16 protein-coding genes, 1 pseudogene and 1 riboswitch are annotated in these 17809 nt (G+C 73.6%); of the genes and pseudogenes, 5 read left to right on the top strand and 12 right to left on the bottom strand.

Going from position 1 to position 17809, the window contains the following annotated elements:
- Window positions 1–135: 135 nt before the first annotated feature.
- Window positions 136–1422: a serine hydroxymethyltransferase gene (gene glyA, locus ACTHLI_RS04545; protein WP_440181805.1), complete on the bottom strand. Its 1287-nt coding sequence runs from the start codon at window positions 1420–1422 to the stop codon at window positions 136–138.
- 48 nt (window positions 1423–1470) lie between these two features.
- A riboswitch (ZMP/ZTP riboswitch) is annotated at window positions 1471–1566 on the bottom strand.
- A 215-nt stretch (window positions 1567–1781) separates the two neighbouring features.
- Between glyA and ACTHLI_RS04540 the strand changes: the two genes are divergently transcribed.
- Complete coding sequence (locus ACTHLI_RS04540; RefSeq protein WP_440181803.1) at window positions 1782–2258, top strand: hypothetical protein; 477 nt, start codon at window positions 1782–1784, stop codon at window positions 2256–2258.
- Here ACTHLI_RS04540 and ACTHLI_RS04535 read toward each other — a convergent pair.
- The 3 genes and pseudogenes from ACTHLI_RS04535 to ACTHLI_RS04525 form a co-directional block, all read right to left on the bottom strand.
- A pseudogene (locus ACTHLI_RS04535) lies at window positions 2204–3715 on the bottom strand (DUF3488 and transglutaminase-like domain-containing protein); the annotation flags it as partial. The gene ACTHLI_RS04540 and the pseudogene ACTHLI_RS04535 sit on opposite strands and share 55 nt — an antisense overlap.
- Complete coding sequence (locus tag ACTHLI_RS04530) at window positions 3708–4874, bottom strand: DUF58 domain-containing protein (RefSeq protein ID WP_440181801.1); 1167 nt, start codon at window positions 4872–4874, stop codon at window positions 3708–3710. The pseudogene ACTHLI_RS04535 and the gene ACTHLI_RS04530, both read right to left, overlap by 8 nt.
- Window positions 4875–5858: an AAA family ATPase gene (locus ACTHLI_RS04525; protein ID WP_440181799.1), complete on the bottom strand. Its 984-nt coding sequence runs from the start codon at window positions 5856–5858 to the stop codon at window positions 4875–4877.
- A 127-nt stretch (window positions 5859–5985) separates the two neighbouring features.
- Between ACTHLI_RS04525 and purU the strand changes: the two genes are divergently transcribed.
- Window positions 5986–6846, top strand: coding sequence for a formyltetrahydrofolate deformylase (gene purU / locus ACTHLI_RS04520; RefSeq protein WP_440181798.1), 861 nt, complete (start codon window positions 5986–5988; stop codon window positions 6844–6846).
- A 159-nt stretch (window positions 6847–7005) separates the two neighbouring features.
- Window positions 7006–7431, top strand: a complete 426-nt coding sequence (locus ACTHLI_RS04515; RefSeq protein WP_440181797.1) for an Hsp20/alpha crystallin family protein — start codon at window positions 7006–7008, stop codon at window positions 7429–7431.
- Between the two features lie 52 nt (window positions 7432–7483).
- Here the strand turns inward: ACTHLI_RS04515 and ACTHLI_RS04510 are convergent, their stop codons facing one another.
- The 3 genes from ACTHLI_RS04510 to ACTHLI_RS04500 are packed head-to-tail and all read right to left on the bottom strand — an operon-like array spanning window position 7484 to window position 9351.
- The gene (locus ACTHLI_RS04510) at window positions 7484–7819 is read right to left on the bottom strand and encodes a hypothetical protein (protein ID WP_440181795.1); all 336 of its coding nucleotides are present in this window, start codon (window positions 7817–7819) and stop codon (window positions 7484–7486) included.
- Entirely contained in the window at window positions 7816–8130 is a 315-nt protein-coding gene (locus ACTHLI_RS04505) for a DUF7882 family protein (protein WP_440181793.1), read from the bottom strand. Before ACTHLI_RS04505 ends, ACTHLI_RS04510 begins: the two co-directional genes overlap by 4 nt.
- A gap of 6 nt (window positions 8131–8136) precedes the next feature.
- A complete protein-coding gene (locus ACTHLI_RS04500; protein WP_440181808.1) occupies window positions 8137–9351 on the bottom strand; it encodes an NADP-dependent isocitrate dehydrogenase in 1215 nt (404 codons plus the stop codon).
- Between the two features lie 135 nt (window positions 9352–9486).
- Here ACTHLI_RS04500 and ACTHLI_RS04495 point away from each other — a divergent pair, with 135 nt between their 5' ends.
- A complete protein-coding gene (locus ACTHLI_RS04495) occupies window positions 9487–9939 on the top strand; it encodes an N-acetyltransferase family protein (protein ID WP_440181792.1) in 453 nt (150 codons plus the stop codon).
- Window positions 9940–9979: 40 nt separating this feature from the next.
- The gene (locus ACTHLI_RS04490; RefSeq protein WP_440181790.1) at window positions 9980–10348 is read left to right on the top strand and encodes an MGMT family protein; all 369 of its coding nucleotides are present in this window, start codon (window positions 9980–9982) and stop codon (window positions 10346–10348) included.
- A gap of 62 nt (window positions 10349–10410) precedes the next feature.
- Here ACTHLI_RS04490 and ACTHLI_RS04485 read toward each other — a convergent pair whose 3' ends face one another.
- From ACTHLI_RS04485 to ACTHLI_RS04465, 5 genes are all read right to left on the bottom strand, one after another.
- On the bottom strand, window positions 10411–12222 hold the full coding sequence (locus ACTHLI_RS04485; RefSeq protein ID WP_440181789.1) for an ABC transporter ATP-binding protein: 1812 nt from the start codon (window positions 12220–12222) through the stop codon (window positions 10411–10413).
- Complete coding sequence (locus tag ACTHLI_RS04480) at window positions 12219–14009, bottom strand: ABC transporter ATP-binding protein (protein WP_440181786.1); 1791 nt, start codon at window positions 14007–14009, stop codon at window positions 12219–12221. The genes ACTHLI_RS04485 and ACTHLI_RS04480 overlap by 4 nt, the downstream gene beginning before the upstream one ends.
- A 459-nt stretch (window positions 14010–14468) precedes the next feature.
- Complete coding sequence (gene purH, locus ACTHLI_RS04475) at window positions 14469–16046, bottom strand: bifunctional phosphoribosylaminoimidazolecarboxamide formyltransferase/IMP cyclohydrolase (RefSeq protein ID WP_440181785.1); 1578 nt, start codon at window positions 16044–16046, stop codon at window positions 14469–14471.
- The gene (gene purN, locus ACTHLI_RS04470; protein ID WP_440181783.1) at window positions 16043–16630 is read right to left on the bottom strand and encodes a phosphoribosylglycinamide formyltransferase; all 588 of its coding nucleotides are present in this window, start codon (window positions 16628–16630) and stop codon (window positions 16043–16045) included. The genes purH and purN overlap by 4 nt, the downstream gene beginning before the upstream one ends.
- A gap of 9 nt (window positions 16631–16639) precedes the next feature.
- Window positions 16640–17734 (bottom strand): cell division protein PerM, encoded by a 1095-nt coding sequence (locus ACTHLI_RS04465; RefSeq protein ID WP_440181782.1) that lies wholly within the window; start codon window positions 17732–17734, stop codon window positions 16640–16642.
- Window positions 17735–17809 lie beyond the last annotated feature (75 nt).

Below are 17809 nucleotides of genomic sequence, written 5' to 3'. Positions count from 1 at the left end.
CCTCCCCCCTGCCCGCGCGGCCCCCCCGGGGGGGGGGGGGCGCCCCCCCCCCCGGCCGCCGCTGGCCGTTGGTTGGCGGGTTTTGGGGGGGGCGGGCCCCAACCACCCCCCCCCCCACGAAGGGGGTCGCCGGAGTCAGAGGCCCCGGTAGAGCGGGAAGCGGCCGGCGAGCTCGCCGACCTCGACCCGCAGCGCGCCGACGTCCGCCCCGGGCGTGAGCGCCCGCGCGATGATGTCGGCCACCTGACCGAACTCGGCGGCGCCGAAGCCCCGCGTCGCGAGCGCGGGCGTGCCGATGCGGATGCCGGAGGTGCGCATCGGCGGCCGCGGGTCGAACGGCACCGCGTTGCGGTTCACCGTGATGCCCGCGGCGTGGAGCAGATCCTCGGCCTCCCGGCCGTCGATGGGCGACTCGCGCAGGTCCGCGAGCACGAGGTGGACATCGGTGCCGCCCGTCAGCACGTCGACCCCCGCCGCCCTGGCGTCGGGCGCGGTGAGCCGCTCGGCGAGCAGCCGGGCGCCCTCCAGCGTGCGGCGCTGCCGGTCCCGGAACTCCTCGGAGGCCGCGATCCTCAGCGCGGTCGCCTTCGCCGCGATCACGTGCATGAGCGGACCGCCCTGCTGCCCGGGGAACACCGCCGAGTTCAGCTGCTTGGCGTACGTCTCGTCGCGCGCGAGGATCAGGCCGGACCGCGGACCGCCGAGCGTCTTGTGCACCGTGGTGGAGACGACGTCGGCGTGCGGCACGGGGTTCGGGTGCAGACCGGCCGCGACGAGGCCCGCGAAGTGCGCCATGTCGACCCAGAGCTTCGCGCCGACCTCGTCCGCGATCTCCCGGAACGCGGCGAAGTCGAGCTGCCGCGGGTACGCGGACCAGCCGGCGATGATGACCGTGGGCCGGTGCTCGAGGGCGGCGTCGCGGACGCGGTCCATGTCGATGCGGAAGGTCTCCGGGTCGACGCCGTACGAGACCGCGTGGTACAGCCGGCCGGAGAAGTTGAGCTTCATGCCGTGCGTCAGGTGGCCGCCGTGCGCGAGCTCGAGCCCGAGGATGGTGTCGCCCGGCTTCGCGAGCGCGTGGAGCACCGCGGCGTTCGCGGTCGCGCCGGAGTGGGGCTGGACGTTCGCGAACCCGGCGCCGAAGAGCGCCCTCGCACGGGCGATCGCGAGCTCCTCCGCCACGTCGACGACCTCGCAGCCGCCGTAGTAGCGCCGCCCGGGGTAACCCTCGGCGTACTTGTTGGTGAGCACGCTGCCGGTCGCGGTGAGCACCGAGCGCGGCACGAAGTTCTCGCTCGCGATCATCTCGAGCGTGGTGCGCTGCCGCTCGAGCTCGTCGTGCAGCACGGCGGCGATCTCCGGGTCGACCTCCTCGAGCGGCGCGTCGAAGGTGGCGGCGATGGCGGGTGCGGTGTCGGTCACGAGGACTCCTGGCGTCGGCGGGTGCGCGGGGCGCGCTGCGGATGGACTCGGTCGGGCCCAGGCGAACGGCGCGACCTTCGTGAACGGAGTTCCATCAGCCGCTCCCCGGTGGTGACCACCTGAACGCCAGTCGCGGCGCCCTCAGTGTAGCGAGGAGGGAGCGGGGCGCCACGGTCGCGACGAGGCGCCGCACGGGCCCCGCCTGCGCCCGCAGAGCGTCCGTGACGACCGTCACGTCGGCAGCGGTCGCCGCGGCGCGGTCCCGCGAGTACGCCTGCCGCTCGTAAGCGGCCCGGAGGCGCGCGAGGGCGGCCCGTGCCGCCGGGGACGGCCCGACCTGGTCGGCGACGACGGCTTCGATGCCGCGCGGGCTCCGGCCCGACCCGGTCGGGAGGCCGAGATCGAGCGCCGAGGCGAGGACCTCGCGCCAGGCCGCGGCCGGCCCGTCGCGTCCGAGCCGGGAGAGCCTGCGCCGGCGGAGGCCGCTCCGGAGGAGGCCGGGCAGCGAGAGCAGCGCGGCGATCAGGAGGGCGATCCCCCCGCCCCGCAGCACCGGCCCGAGCACGGAGGCGCCGCCCTCCCTGCTCGCCGCGGGCGCGGCGGTGGACGCGGTCGGCGTCGGGGTGGGCGCGGCGGAGTCGGAGGGCCCCGCGGACGAGCCGGTCCTCGTGTTCGCGGACGGGAGCGGCGCGTATGAGGGCACGGCGCCCCGCCCGGGCGTCGGCTCGAACCGGACCCACCCGATGCCGTCGAAGTACAGCTCCGGCCAGGCGTGGAGGTCGTCGCTCGTCACCGTGCGAGCCGTGGTGCCCGCCGTCGCGGTGCCCGGCTGGTAACCGACCACGATGCGGGAGGGGATGCCCTCGATCCGGGCCATGACGGCCATCGTGGACGCGAAGTGGATGCAGTACCCGGCCTTCACCTGCAGGAACTTCGCGATCACCCCGAGACCGTCGCCGTCGTAGCCCTGCTCGGCCGGGGTGTTCTCGTCGTAGGAGAAGGATCCGTTCGCCAGCTGGTTCTGGATCGCGACCGCCATGTCGTACGGCGTGCGGGCGGACGCGACCCACCGGTCCGCGGTGCGCCGGATGATCGACGGCATGCGGGTGGGCAGGCTGAGGGCCTCCTCGTCGCCGGAGGGCACGGACACGGAGGCGCCGCGGAGCTGCTCAGGGGTCGCACTGACGTCGGCGGCCTGCACGCGGTAGGTCCCGACGACGCCGCCGCCGGTCCGGGCGAGGGTCAGCCCGCGCTGCTCCCAGCGGAAGCGGCCGGACACGCCCAGCACGGACACCGCCGGGTACGGCAGCGGCAGGCGGTCGCCGATCGCCAGGTCCGAGGCCGGCGTGATCGTCGTCGTGATCGTCCGCTTGTCCGCTGCGGCGGCCACGCCAGCGGCCTGCGGGGGCGCGCCGGCGCCGAGCGCGGCGCCGTCCGGGGGGTTCGGCGCCCACGTGTCGCCCTGGAAGTCCTCGAGGACCGCGAGCCGGAGGTACGTCGCCGCGCCGTTCCGCGTGGTGTAGCTCAGCACGGGGGTGTCGGCGCCACGGCGCAGGTCCTGGCCGAGCCGCAGCAGCGGGTTCGCCCCGGCGTCGATGATCGGCGCCCCCTGGGCGGCGGCGTCGGACGCGTACGGGGTGGGCAGCACCACCTGGACGAGCAGCGCGACCACCACCGCGACGGCCCCGCCCGCGGCCAGGCCGCCGACCCGTGGCGGCCGCCCCCGGCGCCGCCGGTCCACCGCGATCACGGCGAGCGCGGCCGCCGCGACCGCGAGGAGCAGCAGCCCGTTCGTCCCCGTGCCGAACGCCTTGCCCGGCACGATCGCCACCGCGACGACGACCAGGGTGCCGGCGACGGGTGCCCGGAGCGCGACGGTCACGAACTCGGCGACGACGGCGACCACCGCGGCGCCGGTGGCGATCAGGAGGGCCAGCTCGGCGGTGCCCTGGGCCGGGATGGAGTCGAGGTAGATCTGCCGGAAGGCCGCGGTGAAGGCGTCGACGACGGCCTGCGCCGCATCGCTCGCGGAGCCGACGGCGGCGGAGGACGCCGTGACGATCAGCGCGTCGACGACGGGCACGGTCGACAGCCCGATCAGCGCGGCGGCGCCGGACGGCAGCCCGATCCGGCGCGAGCCGGCGACGGCGGCGAGCGCCACGACGATCGTCACGCAGGACTCGGTCCACCACAGGCCGCCGAGCACCACGGGCAGCAGGGACAGCGCCGCGACGAGCACCGCGAGGCCGACGACGGCGGTGACGGCCCCGGTGCGGCCCGCGCGGTCAGGCATCGTGCACCGACCCGACCGGAGCGGCGGCGTTGCGCTGCGCGACCTGCCAGCCGAGCGGCGCATCGACGGGCACCGGCCGCCGCCCGACCACGGAGACCATCCCGAGCGTGCCCGCCGGCAGGGCGGGCAGCACCGGCACGTCGTGCACCGATCCGGGCCCGGTGATCACGTGCACGACCTGCACGTCGGTGGTGGCGACATCCCTGAGCACCGCGGCTGGCGGGTGCGCCCCGGTGGCGGGATGCACGGTCGCGAGGGCGACCAGCGCCGAGATCGCGTCGTTCGTCGCCTCGCGACCGGCCGCGACCCGGACCGGGGCGTGGCGCTCGTCCAGCGCGACGATCAGCGAGGCGGCGTACTCCACCGCCCATTCGAACGCGGCCGCGTCGGGCCACGCCTCCTGCCGCACGTCGAGCAGCAGCCCGGTCGCCGCGGTCGTCGCCGCCGTCTCGGTCCTGACCATGAGCTCCCCGCGTCGCGCGGTCGCACGCCAGTCCATCTTCCGCATCGGGTCACCCGCGCGGTAGCCGCGCGCGACGATGTCGAGCTGGTCGCCGACCGCGCCGAACACGGTGCTCGCCCCGCTGTCCGGGTCGTTGCGCCGCACCGCGAAGGGCAGCTCCACGGGGTGGATGCGCGGGAGCACGACCACGTGATCGAGGCCGCCCACGCGCCGTCTCGTCGTCGCGAGGCCGAGGGGATCGGTCCGCGCGACGCGCAGCGGCCCGATCGGCACCGAGCCGCGGGTCCGCGCCGAGAAGGCGTAGTCGATCAGCTGCGACGGGCGGTCGGGGCGGAGGGGCGGCAGGACCCCTTCCGCGTGCCCGGTGACGATCACGGAGCGCGGGAGGTCCTCGCTCCACTCGAGGGCGCCCGCGGCCTGCCCCCTGGCCGTCAGCCGCACCTGCACCGGGCGGCGCTGCTCGGCGATGCGGGGCTCGATGCGGCGCTCGACCTCGAGCGCCGCCGGCGACACGACGACGGAGGCGAGCCCGGCGACGACGGCCCCGAACAGGAACAGGGACACGGCGAGCAGCGCGGGCCAGCCGGCGGCGTAGGCCACGACGAGGCCGACGAGGCCGGCCACGAGGAACGCGCCGCCGCGCGCCGTGAGCCGGACCGTCCTGAGCCCCGCGAGCGGCTCCGCCGAGATGGCCACCTACTGCAGCGGGACGGTGGTCGCCGCGACCACCTGCCGCACGATCCGCTCGGAGGCGGCGGCCTGCCCCTCGCGCATGTCGACGCCGGAGCGTCGCAGCACGAGCCGGTGCGCCAGCACGTCGGCCGCGAGCGCGTCCACGTCGTCGGGGAGCACGAAGTCGCGGCCGTCGATGAGCGCGGTCGCCTTCGCCGCCCGCAGCAGCTGCAGACTCGCCCGCGGGCTCGCGCCGAGCCGCACCTCGGAGTGGTTCCGCGTCGCGCCCACGATGCGCAGCACGTACGTCTCCACGGCGGGCGAGACGTACACGTCGCGGGCCTGCGCGGCCAGGTCGGCGAGGCCCCCCTGCGGGAGCACGGGCTGCAGCCGGTCGATCGGGTCCTCGCGGCCGTGGGAGCGGAGCATCTCGCGCTCGGCGGCCTCGTCGGGATAGCCCATCGAGATGCGGGCCATGAAGCGGTCCCGCTGCGCCTCCGGGAGCACGTAGGTGCCCTCCATGTCGACCGGGTTCTGCGTCGCCACGACGAGGAACGGGTTCGGCAGGGGCCAGCTCGCGCCGTCGACGGTGACCTGGCCCTCCTCCATGCACTCGAGGAGCGCCGCCTGCGTCTTCGGCGACGCCCGGTTGATCTCGTCGCCGATGACCACGTTCGCGAACACGGCCCCCGGCTTGAACTCGAACCGGGCGGCGGACTGGTCGAAGACGGAGGCGCCCGTCACGTCGGAGGGCAGGAGGTCGGGGGTGAACTGGATCCTGCTGATCGTGCCGCCGGTCGCCCTGGCGAGCGCCTTCGCGAGCATCGTCTTCCCGACACCCGGCACGTCCTCGAGCAGGAGGTGCCCGCCGGCGAGCATGACCGCGAACGCGGAGCGGATGACCTCGTCCTTGCCGTCGATCACCGTGGCCACCGCGGTGACCACCCGCTCGGCGGCGTCCCGCACGGCCTCGGCGTCCAGGGAGTCCAGGGTGATTCCGTCGGTCATCGCGCCTTCCGTCCTGCCGAAAACCGCTTCACCATAAGCGAGCCAGCCGGATGCGGCGCGCGTGGATCCAGGATTCCACGGCAGCGGGAGGGGCATGGGGGCGGAGGCGGCTCGGTATCGTGAGCGCGTGCCGGCCGCGCTCGACGCCCACTGGGTCCTCACGTTCGTCTGCGCGGACCGCCCCGGCATCGTGCACGCCCTGTCCGGCGCGATCGTCGCGGCCGGCGGCAACATCACGGAGAGCCAGCAGTTCTCGAGCGAGGACACCGGCCGGTTCTTCCTCCGCCTGCAGGTCGAGTCCCCGTCGACCGCCCAGCAGTTCGCCGCCCACCTCGCCCCCGTCGCGGACCGCTTCGACGCCGAATGGCACCTCGACCGGGTGGGGCGCCCTGCCCGCACCCTGGTGCTCGTGTCCACCGCCGGGCACTGCCTGAACGACCTGCTCTTCCGGCAGCACTCGGGTCAGCTGCCCATCGAGATCCCGCTCGTGCTCGGCAACCACGCGACCCTCGAAGGGCTGGCCGGCTTCTACGGCGTGCCCTTCGAGCACCGGGCCGTGACGTCGCCCGAGACGCGCGCCGCGTTCGAGGAGCGCGTGGTCGCCGCGGTCGAGGAGCACGACATCGAGCTCGTCGTGCTCGCGCGGTACATGCAGATCCTGTCGCCGGCCCTCTGCGCACGGCTGGCCGGGCGGGCGATCAACATCCACCACTCCTTCCTGCCCGGGTTCAAGGGCGCCAACCCCTACAAGCAGGCCCACGCCCGCGGCGTGAAGCTCATCGGCGCGACGGCGCACTTCGTCACGGCCGACCTCGACGAGGGGCCGATCATCGAGCAGAACGTGATCCGCGTCGACCACTCGCAGAGCGCCAAGGAGCTCGTCGCGATCGGCCAGGACGAGGAGAGCCGCACCCTCACCCAGGCGGTGCGGTGGTTCGCCGAGCACCGGGTGCTCGTCGACGGCGCGCGCACCATCGTCTTCCGCTGACCCGCCGCCCGGCCGGCGTCCGCACCCGGGTGCTCGCTCTTGGCGAACTCGAAGGACCGACGCTGGCACTCGCTCGTGCCGAGTGCTAATTTCTGTCGCATTGAGCCACCTCGGCTCAACTTCGAACCTCAACACCACGGCGAGCGAAAGGACGACACCATGGCCATGAACTTCGACCCGTTCCGCGAGCTGGACCGGATGGCCGCAGCCCTCTCCGACACGCGACAGGGCCCGCGGCTGATGCCGATGGACCTGTACCGCGACGGCGACCACTACGTGCTGTCCGCCGATCTGCCCGGCATCGATCCCGGCTCGGTGGACATCGACGTCGACGGGCAGCTGCTGACGATCCGCGCCGAGCGCACCCTGCGCAGCGCGGAGGGCGTCAAGTGGCTGGCGCAGGAGCGGCGCGGCGGCTCGTTCCTCCGCCAGCTGAGCCTCGGGCAGGGCATCGACACCGACCGCATCGCCGCGACCTACGAGAACGGCGTGCTCACGGTGACGATCCCCGTCAGCGAGCGCGCGAAGCCGAGGAAGATCGCGGTGGGCACCGGATCGGACACGCAGCAGGCCGTCGAGGCCTGAGCCCACAGTGGAGGAAGGGCCCCGGCGCGCAGCGCCGGGGCCCTTCGCCCGTTCAGGCCAGCTCGTCGAACTCGTCGATCGCGCCGGGGCCGATGGCCTCCGGGCCACTGTCGCCGCGGCCGCGCAGGGACGCGATGCGGTGCTCCAGGTCCGCCACGGCCGCGCTGACGTCGGCCTCGAACGGCTCGTCGTCGCTCCACGACGCCATCTGGCTCGCGGGCCCGATCAGCACCGAGACCGACTCGATCTCCTGCGTGCCGATCCTGCACGGGATGCTCACCGTGTCCGCGGAGCTCGAGCGGGCCAGCAGCGCCGCGTACTGGATGAGGAGCGCCCCGACCCGCTCGTCGGTCCCCATCACCTGCTCGGCGTACGAGATGCGTCTCACGGCCTCTCCTCCTTCGCCGACGGCTCAGGCACCATGCGCAGTCCGGTCGGCTGGTTGGCGAGGTCGCGCAGCAGCCGGAGCCACTCGCGGTTGACCGCCGGGTCGCGGCTCCCCGCGTACTTGAACTGGATCGGGACACCTGGCGAGATCCACAGGGACCCGTGCCCGTCGCCCACCCCCGGCTCGTCACGCCAGTTGAACGCGAAGGACTCCTGCGCGCGCAGCTTCGCGTAGACCACCAGCTGCAGGTGCGCCAGGGCGCGGTCCTCCACCGGGATCGTGGTCGTCCCGCCGTAGATGAACGCGCCCATCCCGGGTCAGCCCAACCGGGTGCGCAGGTTCTCGGCGAGCGTCGCGAGGAACTCCTCGGTCGTCTGCCACTGCTGCTCGGGCCCGACGAGGAGCGCGAGGTCCTTGGTCATCGCGCCAGCCTCCACCGTCTTCACGACGACGTCCTCAAGGGTGTCTGCGAAGTCGATGAGCGCCTGGTTGCCGTCGAGCTTGCCGCGGTGCGCGAGCCCGCGGGTCCACGCGTAGATCGAGGCGATGGGGTTCGTGGAGGTGGGCTTGCCGGCCTGGTGCTGCCGGTAGTGGCGCGTGACGGTGCCGTGCGCGGCCTCCGCCTCCACCACCTTGCCGTCCGGGGTGGTCAGCACGCTCGTCATCAGGCCGAGCGAGCCGAAGCCCTGCGCCACCGTGTCGGACTGCACGTCGCCGTCGTAGTTCTTGCAGGCCCAGACGTAGCCGCCCTCCCACTTGAGCGACGAGGCGACCATGTCGTCGATCAGCCGGTGCTCGTACGTGAGGCCCTTCTCCGCGAACCGCTCGGCGTACTCGGCGTCGAACACCTCCTGGAACAGGTCCTTGAAGCGGCCGTCGTAGGCCTTGAGGATCGTGTTCTTGGTGGAGAGGTAGACCGGGTAGTCACGGGAGAGCCCGTAGTTGAAGGAGGCGCGCGCGAAGTCGCGGATCGACTCGTCGAGGTTGTACATCGCCATCGCGACGCCGCCGCCCGGCGACTGGAACACCTCGAACGACTGCGCCTCCCCGCCGTCCGACGGCTGGAAGCTGATCGTCAGCGTGCCCTGGCCCTCGAACCGGAAGTCGGTGGCGCGGTACTGGTCGCCGAACGCGTGACGGCCGATGACGATCGGCTTGTTCCAGCCGGGCACGAGCCGCGGGATGTTCGAGATGACGATCGGCTCGCGGAAGATCACGCCGCCGAGGATGTTGCGGATGGTGCCGTTCGGGCTCCGCCACATCTTCTTGAGACCGAACTCGGCGACGCGGGCCTCGTCGGGGGTGATCGTCGCGCACTTGACGCCGACGCCGTGCTTCTTGATCGCGTTCGCGGCGTCGATCGTGATCTGGTCGTCGGTCTCGTCGCGCTTCTCGATCCCGAGGTCGTAGTACTCGAGGTTCATGTCGAGGTACGGGTGGATCAGGGTGTCCTTGATCGACTGCCAGATGATCCGGGTCATCTCGTCGCCGTCGAGCTCGACGACGGTGCCCTCGACCTTGATCTTCTCCACCACGGTGCGCTCCTGCCTCTTCGACTGCCGGGGTGCGCCTGCGCACGCCGCCGAACACCCTATCGAGGCTCCCCTCCGCGCTTCCTCGCAAGGACGACTCCTCGCGGAGGGCGCGCGCTCGCTACTCTCGTGCGCGTGGCGGACCTCCACCTCGAACCCCTCTCCGCGACCACCGTCGTGGCCGCGAACTCGCTGACGCTCAAGCCGGGGCAGGAGCAGTACGCCGTCCCGGTCTCCCACGCGGAGGCGGAGCAGACCATCGACCCGGAGGCCGCCTGGCCGCGGGTCGTGCTCGACGGCGACGAGGTCGTCGGGTTCATCAAGGGCAGCTTCGACGAGCACGAGACGCGGCCCGAGTTCCGCTGCTGCATCTGGCAGATCAACGTGAAGGGGAGCGCGCAGGGGCGCGGCGTCGGGCGCTTCGCGGTGCACGGGCTCGCCGACGAGGCCCGCTCGCGCGGGTTCCACCGCCTCACCGTCATCTGGGAGCGGGGCGACGCGGGCCCCGAGCAGTTCTTCCTCCACGTCGGGTTCCGGCCGGAGGGCGAGACGCGCTTCGGCGAGGTCATCGGCGTCATGGACCTGTGACGCGGCCCGCGATCCCGGGCGCATTCCGACGAGGCGGGCGATGTCGCACGCCCGGGTCGTCGGAACCCGCCCTGCTCGTGCGCTGATGGCGGTCTTCGACGCGGGCGGCGACTACACCGAGGCCGTCATCGCGGTCGTGGCGACGATCCCGCCGGGGCGCGCCATGACCTACGGGGACGTGGCGTGGACGTTCGGGCACGCCGGCGCCCGCGCGGTCGGCATGGTGATGCGGTACCACGGCGAGGGGCTGCCGTGGTGGCGCGTGGTGCGCGCGGGCGGTCACCCGCCGCGGGGCCTCTCGGCCGAGGCGAGAGCGCACTACGACCAGGAGGGGACGCCCCTCCTCCCGGCGGACACCCCGGAGGGGTACCGGATCGACCTGCGTCGAGCGGCCTGGTCCCCGGAGTAGCCGACTCCGTCGTTCAGGACTTCTGGCGCCGCCCGGGCGAGATGTCCTGAACGACGAAGTGGTCAGACCAGGGAGTCGCGCCAGGCGGCGTGCAGCGCGGCGAAGCGGCCGGTGCCCCCGATCAGGTCGGCGGGCTCGCCGTCCTCCACGATCCGGCCGTGCTCCATCACGAGCACGCGGTCCGCGATCGCGACCGTCGAGAGCCGGTGCGCGATGATCAGCGCGGTGCGGTCGGCGAGCAGCGTCTGCAGCGCCTCCTGCACCAGCCGCTCGCTCGGGATGTCGAGCGACGCGGTGGCCTCGTCGAGGATGAGCACCTCCGGGTCGGCCAGGAACGCCCGGGCGAACGAGATCAGCTGCCGCTGCCCGGCGGACACGCGACCGCCGCGCTTGTTCACGTCGGTGTGGTAGCCGGCGGGCAGCGACCGGATGAACGCGTCCGCGCCCACGGCGCGCGCCGCCGCCTCGATCTCCGCCCGGCTCGCGCCCGGTCGGCCGAGCTCGATGTTGTCCGCCACCGAGCCTGAGAACAGGTACGCCTCCTGCGTCACCATCACGACGGCGCGGTGCAGGTCCTGGTTCGCGAGCGACCGCAGGTCGACGCCGTCGAGGGTGATGCGCCCCTCGGTCGGGTCGTAGAACCGCGCGATCAGCTTCGCGAGCGTCGACTTGCCGGCCCCGGTCGAACCGACGAGCGCGATCGTCTGCCCGGCGGGCACGTCGAGGTCGAACCTCGGCAGCACCTCTCGGTCGGCGCGGTACGCGAACCGGACCCCCTCGAACCGCACCCGGCCGGTCACTCCCGCCGCCAGCGGCTGCGGGGACGCCGGCTCGGGCACCGTGGGGCTCTCCTCGAGCACCCCCGAGATCTTCTCGAGGGCCGCGGCCGCGGACTGGTAGGCGTTGTAGAAGGTGGCGATGTCCTCCATCGGGTCGAAGAAGCGGCGCGCGTAGAGCACCGCGGCGAGCAGCGCGCCGATCTCGAGCCCGCTGCCGATGACGCGGAAGGCGCCGAACAGGAGCACCGCGGCGACGGTCAGGTTCCCGATCAGGGTGAGCCCGGGCTCCATCACCGCGAACAGGCGGATCGACCTGGCGTTGATGGAGCGGTAGCGCTCCGTCAGGTCGCCGTAGTCCTTCTGGTTGCGCGCCTCCTTGCGGAACGCCTGCACGGCCCGGATGCCGGTCATCGTCTCGACGAAGAACACGATGAGCTTCGCGGAGGCGACGCGCGACTCCCGGAACGCCGCCTCGCTCCGCCGCTGGAACCAGCGGATGAGGATCGCGAGCGGCACGAAGGAGCAGAACAGGATGAGGCCGCTCCAGCCGTCGAGGAGCACGAGCGCGACCGCCGTGAACGCCATGTAGAGCACGCTCTGCACGAGCTCGTTGATGCCGCCGTCGAGCAGCTCGCGGATCGAGTCGAGGTCGCTCGTCTGCCGGGAGATGATGCGACCCGACGTGTACTGCTCGTGGAACTCGAGGCTCAGCCGCTGCGTCTGCACGAACACGCGCTCGCGCAGGTCGATCAGCATCGCCTGGCTGATCCTGGCCGTCTGCACGGTGTACGACGCGATCAGCACGCCCGCGCCGACGCCCGCGAGCAGGTACACGACCACGGACGCGGCGAGCGGCAGGGCCTGCCCCTTCAGCAGTGCGGGGAGCCCCGAGTCGATGCCGAAGGCGATGATGGCCGGGCCGATGACCTGCAGCCCGGTGCTGACGACGACGACGAGCCCGGTCACCACGAGGCGGCGCCGCAGCGGCCGGAGGAGGCTGCCGAGCAGCCGGACCGACCGCGCCCTCAGCGCCTTCCGCTCCTCGCGGGTGAAGTCGCGGCGCTCCTCGCCCGCGGTGCCGATCAGGGCGCTCATGCGTCCACCTCCTCGCGGGGCTGCTCCTGCTCCTCCTCGAGGGAGGAGATGACGAACCGGTACCGCTCGCTGGTCGCGAGCAGCTCGCTGTGCGTGCCGACCGCGATGATGCGTCCCTCCTCCAGCAGCGCGACCCGGTCGGCCAGCTGGACGGTGGAGGGGCGGTGCGCCACGATCAGCGCCGTCGTGCGGGTCAGCACCTGGCGCAGCGCGGCCTCCACGAGCGCCTCGGTGTCCACGTCCAGCGCCGAGAGCGGGTCGTCGAGCACCAGGACCGCCGGGTTGGCCGCGACCGCGCGTGCGAGCGCGAGCCGCTGCCGCTGGCCGCCGGAGAGGCTGAGCCCCTCCTCGCCGATCGTCGTGTCCACGCCGTCGGGCAGGTCGTGGACGAAGGCGGCCTGCGCGATGTCGAGCGCCTCCTCCAGCACGTCGTCCCCCGCCTCCGGGCGCCCGAGCAGCACGTTGTCCCGGACGGAGGCCGAGAACAGGGTCGCCTCCTCGAACGCCATCGCGATGTGGGTGCGCAGCTCCTGCCGCGTCAGGTCGCGCAGGTCGACGCCGTCGAGCAGGATCCGGCCGCCGGTCACGTCGTAGAGGCGTCCGGCGAGCTCGACCATCGTCGTCTTGCCCGAACCCGTGAGCCCGACGAGCGCCATCGTCTCCCCGGGCTCGATGGCGAGGTCGACGCCGTCGAGCAGGTCGGGAGCGGGGGCGGGCGCGTCCGGGTAGTGGAACCGCACGCCCTGGAACTCGAGCCGCCCGTGCGCCTCCGTGATCCGGACCGGCTGCTCCGGGTCGCGGATGGTGTTCTCCTCGTCGAACACCTCGAAGAGCCGGTCGGTGGCCGTCCGGGTGTCGAAGAGCATCGAGAGCAGGAACCCGATCGACTCCAGCGGGAAGCGCAGCACCGTGGCGGTCGCGAAGAACGCGACGAGGCCGCCGACGCTCAGCGCGCCGATCGACGCCTGCCACACGCCCACCAGGAGGCAGAGCGCGAACGCGACGTCCGGGACGAGCAGGAGCCACAGCCAGATCTGCGCGACCGCCTGCGCCTTCTCGATCTCGGTGCCGCGCAGCTCCTCCGCGCGCTCCAGGAATCCCTGCAGCTTGGTGCGCCCCCGGCCGAACGCCTTGAGCACCCGGATGCCGTGCACGGACTCCTCGACGAGGGTCGCGAGATCGCCCTGCTGGTCCTGGCTGCGCCGCGCGACGACGTGGTACCGGCGCTCGAAGCGGAAGCCGTTGATCCACAGCGGGATCGAGCAGAGCGTGAACACGAACGCGAGCAGCGGGTTCAGGAGCAGCAGCACGACGACCCCGACCGCGATGGTGATCACGTTGACGACGAGGTAGATGAACCCGAAGGCGATGAACCGGCGGATCAGGCTCAGGTCGCTCATCGAGCGGGACAGGAGCTGGCCGCTCGGCCACTTGTCGTGGAACGCGACCGGCAGATCCTGCAGCTTCGCGTAGAGCGCGCGGCGCATGCTCGCCTCCACCCCGGTGGCGGGGCCGACGATGAAGAGGCGGCGCGCGAAGTACAGGGCGGCCTCGAGCACGCCGAGCACGGCGATCAGCGCGACGGCGCCGGGGATCTGCGCCGCGACCTTCGACGCGAGCGGCCCGTCGACGATGCGCTGGAGCACCTGCGGCACGGCCAGCGAGACCAGCGACGCGGCGAGCGCCATCGCCATGGCGATCACGATGCTGCGCCGCACCGGCCGCACGAAGGGGTCGAGACGGCGGAGGGCCTGGAGGGTGGATGGCGGTCTGGCGGGAGCGGTCATGCGTGTTCCTTCCCGCGTCCGGCGCGCAGGGCGCGACAGGAGGCGGCGACGTCGGAGGCGCCCACGTCGGCGCCGGACGGATGGCCGCTCGCGGCGGCCGGGTGAGGCTGAGGGGAGACGGAGTCAGTCGCGCACGCGCGGAGCGAGGGCGACGACGAGAACAGCGGTGATCGCGGACATGTCGGCCTCCTGCCCCTCATCGACCCGGACGCGCGGCCGTCCCGGCCGGCCGCCGCGGCCTCCCCGCCCGACCGGGCGTGAACCGCGCCGCGGCAGCCCTCCAGCTTATGGAACGCACAACCGATCCACAACTCCCGCCGCACGGTCGCGGCCGACTGCGTACCCCCGCCCGCGGCGGCGGTGCCTACGCACCCGACTCGCGCTGCGTAGCGCAGCGCCCGTGCAGGGCGCTGCGAAGCAGCCCAGCCGCGCCGCAGCGGCGGCGGCGCGGCAACGAATTCAGTGCGAGAAGTGGCGCTCGCCGGTGAAGTACATCGTGACGCCAGCCGCCTCCACCGCTGCGATCACCTCGGGGTCGCGGACCGAGCCGCCCGGCTGCACGATCGCCCGCACCCCGGCCGCGAGCAGCACCTCGACGCCGTCCGCGAAGGGGAAGAACGCGTCGGACGCCGCGACCGAGCCGGCCGCCCGCTCCCCCGCCCTCGTGACCGCGAGGTGGCACGAGTCGACCCGGTTGACCTGGCCCATGCCGATGCCGACCGATGCGCCCCCGGAGGCGAGCAGGATCGCGTTCGACTTCACCGACCGCACCGCGCGCCACGCGAACACCAGGTCCGCGAGCGTCGCGTCGTCGGCGGCAGGACCCGCCGCGAGGGTCCATGCGACCGGGTCGACGACCGTGTACCGGTCCGGGTCCTGCACCAGCACGCCGCCCGACACCTGCCTGAACTCGCGCGTCGGACGCTCGAAGCCCTCCGGCAGCTCGAGGATGCGCAGGTTCTTGCGCTGCTTCAGCACCGTGAGCGCGGCCGGCTCGTAGGCCGGGGCGACGATCACCTCCGTGAAGATCCCCGCGACGGCCTCCGCCATGTCGAGGGTCACCGGACGGTTCGCCGCGATGACGCCGCCGAACGCGGAGACGGGGTCGCAGTCGTTCGCGAGCCGGTGGGCCGCGGCGATCGGGTCGACCGCGTGGGCGGGAGCGACGGCGACGCCGCAGGGATTCGCATGCTTCATCACCGCGACCGCGGGCTCGTCGAAGTCGAGCGCCGCGCGGATCGCGGCGTCCGCGTCGACCATGTTGTTGTAGCTCAGCTCCTTGCCGTGCAGCTGCGTGGCCTGCGCGAGCCCCCGGCCACCCGGCTCCCGCCAGAGCGCCGCGGTCTGGTGGGCGTTCTCGCCGTACCGGAGGGGGCTGCGGAGGTAGCGGTACTCGCCCGCGACGAGGGAGGGGTCCTCGCCGGTCGCGAACCAGTCGGCGATGGCGCGGTCGTATGCGGCGATGCGCTCGAACGCGTCGGCCGCGAGCCGCCGTCGGAGCGCGAACGGGATCCCTCCCGCCGCGATCGCGTCGAGCACCACGGGATAGTCGCGGGCGTCGGTCACCACCGCGACGTTCGCGTGGTTCTTCGCGGCCGCCCGGACCATCGCCGGGCCGCCGATGTCGATCTGCTCCACGATCGACTCGTCGTCGGCGCCGGACGCGACCGTCTGCTCGAACGGGTAGAGGCTCGAGACGACGAGCTCGAAGGGGGCGATCCCGAGCTCGGCGAGCTCCGCCGCGTGCTGCTCGCGCCGCAGATCGGCGAGCAGGCCGCCGTGCACGGCGGGGTGGAGCGTCTTCACCCGGCCGTCGAGCGACTCCGGGAACCCCGTGACGTCGGCGACCTCGGTCACCTCGAGCCCAGCGTCCCTGATGGTCGCCGCGGTCGAGCCGGTCGAGACCAGCTCGACTCCGGCCGCGTCGAGGGCGCGGGCCAGCTCGAGCAGGCCGCGCTTGTCGCTGACGGAGAGGAGCGCCCGCCGGACGGGCACCACGTCGGCGTCTCCGGGCTGGACGGTTCGTGCGGTGGTCACCTGGCGGCCTCCAGTTCGATCGTGCCCCGGGCGATGCCGGAGACGACATCGGCGAGCAGCCGACGTTCGACGGGTTTGATGCGGTCGTGCAGGGCGGCCTCGGTGTCCCCGGCGTGCACGGGCACGCGCTCCCGAGCGAGGACGGGCCCGCTGTCGGTGCCGTGGTCGACGACGATCACGCTCGCACCGGTCTCGGTCGCTCCGGCCGCGAGGGCGTCCCTGACCGCGTGCGCACCGGGGAACTCGGGAAGGTAGGCGGGGTGCGTGTTCAGCAGCCGAGGAGCGAACGCGTCGACCGCCACGGGGGGCAGCAGCCGCATGAGCCCGGAGAGGATCACGAGGTCGGGCGCCCAGACGCGCACCGCCTCCACGAGGGCCTCGCCCCACGCCTCCCGGGTCGGGTAGTGCGGGAAGGGGACCACGAACGACGGCACACCGAACTCGTCCGCATGCACGAGGCCGCCCGCGTCCCGATCCGCACCGACGGCGACGACGTGCGCCGGGAACGCCGGGTCGTCGCACCGCTCGAGCAGCGCACGGAGGTTGCTCCCGCCGCCGGAGATCAGCACGACGAGCCGGAGCACGCAGCGAGCCTACTGGGCCGCCTCGTCGGCCTCCGACGGCCGCGGTCCGGGCCGGACGACCGCCGCGCCGAGCATCGCCGGCAGTCCGACGAGCAGTGCGCACAGCCCGGCCGTGAGCAGCGCGTCGGGACCGACGGCCGTGAAGCGCCCAGGGCCGACCGCACCGGCGGAGCAGGCGACGAGGACGCCGAGGAGGGCACCCGCCACGAGACCCGTCACCGCTCCGAGCGGCACCGCCGATGTCGTGGTCCCGGCGCGGCGCGCGAGCACGGCCGCGGCGAAGCCGGCGAGCACGGGTACGAGGAGCGCGGCGGCGGCCCACGCCGACGGAGCGACGGGCACCGCGCCGAGCACGGGCAGGGCGGGGAGCGGGCCGATCTGCCCGGCGAAGGCGCCGGTGGCCGAGCCCGTGCCGAGGGTGACGCCCGCACCGACCAGCCACGCCGCGGCCCACACGACGAACGTGGGCATGGCGAGGATCTGGAGGCAGGTGAGGACCAGACCGCCGATCGGTCCGGCGTCGAGCGACTCGTCGAGCGCGATGACGGACGCGAACCGGGCGAGCAGGAGGACGGTGAGCGCGATCGCCGCGGCGGCGAGCAGGAGCAGCACGGCGGCGACGCCGGTCCGCACGGCAGCCGGGACCGGTCGGGAGCCGGGCCGCGCGGTCCGGAGCCCGGCGAGCGAAGCGAGGCCGACGATCAGGAGCGGCCACGCGACGGCCTGCCAGGCCACCGGGGCCGCGACGGTCGAGGTGCCGAGTCGCAGCAGCACGACGGCGGCGCCGACGGTCAGGACCAGACCGGCGACCCACGCGCCGAGCGGCGAGTCCGTCGCCGCCGCGCGGCGCCCGGCGCGCACCGCGCAGAGCGCGGTGATGAGCGCGGGACCGAGCGCGGCTGCGGTCACCGTGAACGGCGAGCCCGGCACGGCGAACCGCACGTCGACGCCGTGCCCGATGAGCCAGGCGTCCGCCGCTGCGGACACGGACGGCGTCCACGCCTCCGCGCCGCCGAGGCCGGCCCACGCGAGGACGGCCAGCGAGGCCAGCACCGCGAACGGGAGGGCCACGCCGAGCAGCCCGTCGACCGCGCCGACGACCACGGCGGCGAGCCGGCGCGGTCGTGGCCGGGCCGGCTTCGCGGGGGCGACGTCGGGTGCGTCGTCGAGCAGGGAGGA

It is taken from the genome of Amnibacterium sp., assembly GCF_051956055.1.
GTDB lineage: Bacteria > Actinomycetota > Actinomycetes > Actinomycetales > Microbacteriaceae > Amnibacterium.
The sequence above is the reverse complement of the archived record's forward strand: the minus strand, read 5'-3'. Positions and strand labels throughout refer to the sequence as shown.

Bases quoted from the DNA above. Each gene is read 5' to 3' on its own strand.
- ACTHLI_RS04540 (WP_440181803.1), top strand. From the start codon at position 1,782: ATGCCGCGCGGGCTCCGGCCCGACCCGGTCGGGAGGCCGAGATCGAGC.
- ACTHLI_RS04525 (WP_440181799.1), bottom strand. From the start codon at position 5,858: ATGACCGACGGAATCACCCTGGACTCCCTGGACGCCGAGGCCGTGCGG.
- ACTHLI_RS04515 (WP_440181797.1), top strand. From the start codon at position 7,006: ATGGCCATGAACTTCGACCCGTTCCGCGAGCTGGACCGGATGGCCGCA.
- ACTHLI_RS04505 (WP_440181793.1), bottom strand. From the start codon at position 8,130: ATGGGCGCGTTCATCTACGGCGGGACGACCACGATCCCGGTGGAGGAC.
- ACTHLI_RS04490 (WP_440181790.1), top strand. From the start codon at position 9,980: ATGTCGCACGCCCGGGTCGTCGGAACCCGCCCTGCTCGTGCGCTGATG.
- ACTHLI_RS04485 (WP_440181789.1), bottom strand. From the start codon at position 12,222: ATGAGCGCCCTGATCGGCACCGCGGGCGAGGAGCGCCGCGACTTCACC.
- ACTHLI_RS04480 (WP_440181786.1), bottom strand. From the start codon at position 14,009: ATGACCGCTCCCGCCAGACCGCCATCCACCCTCCAGGCCCTCCGCCGT.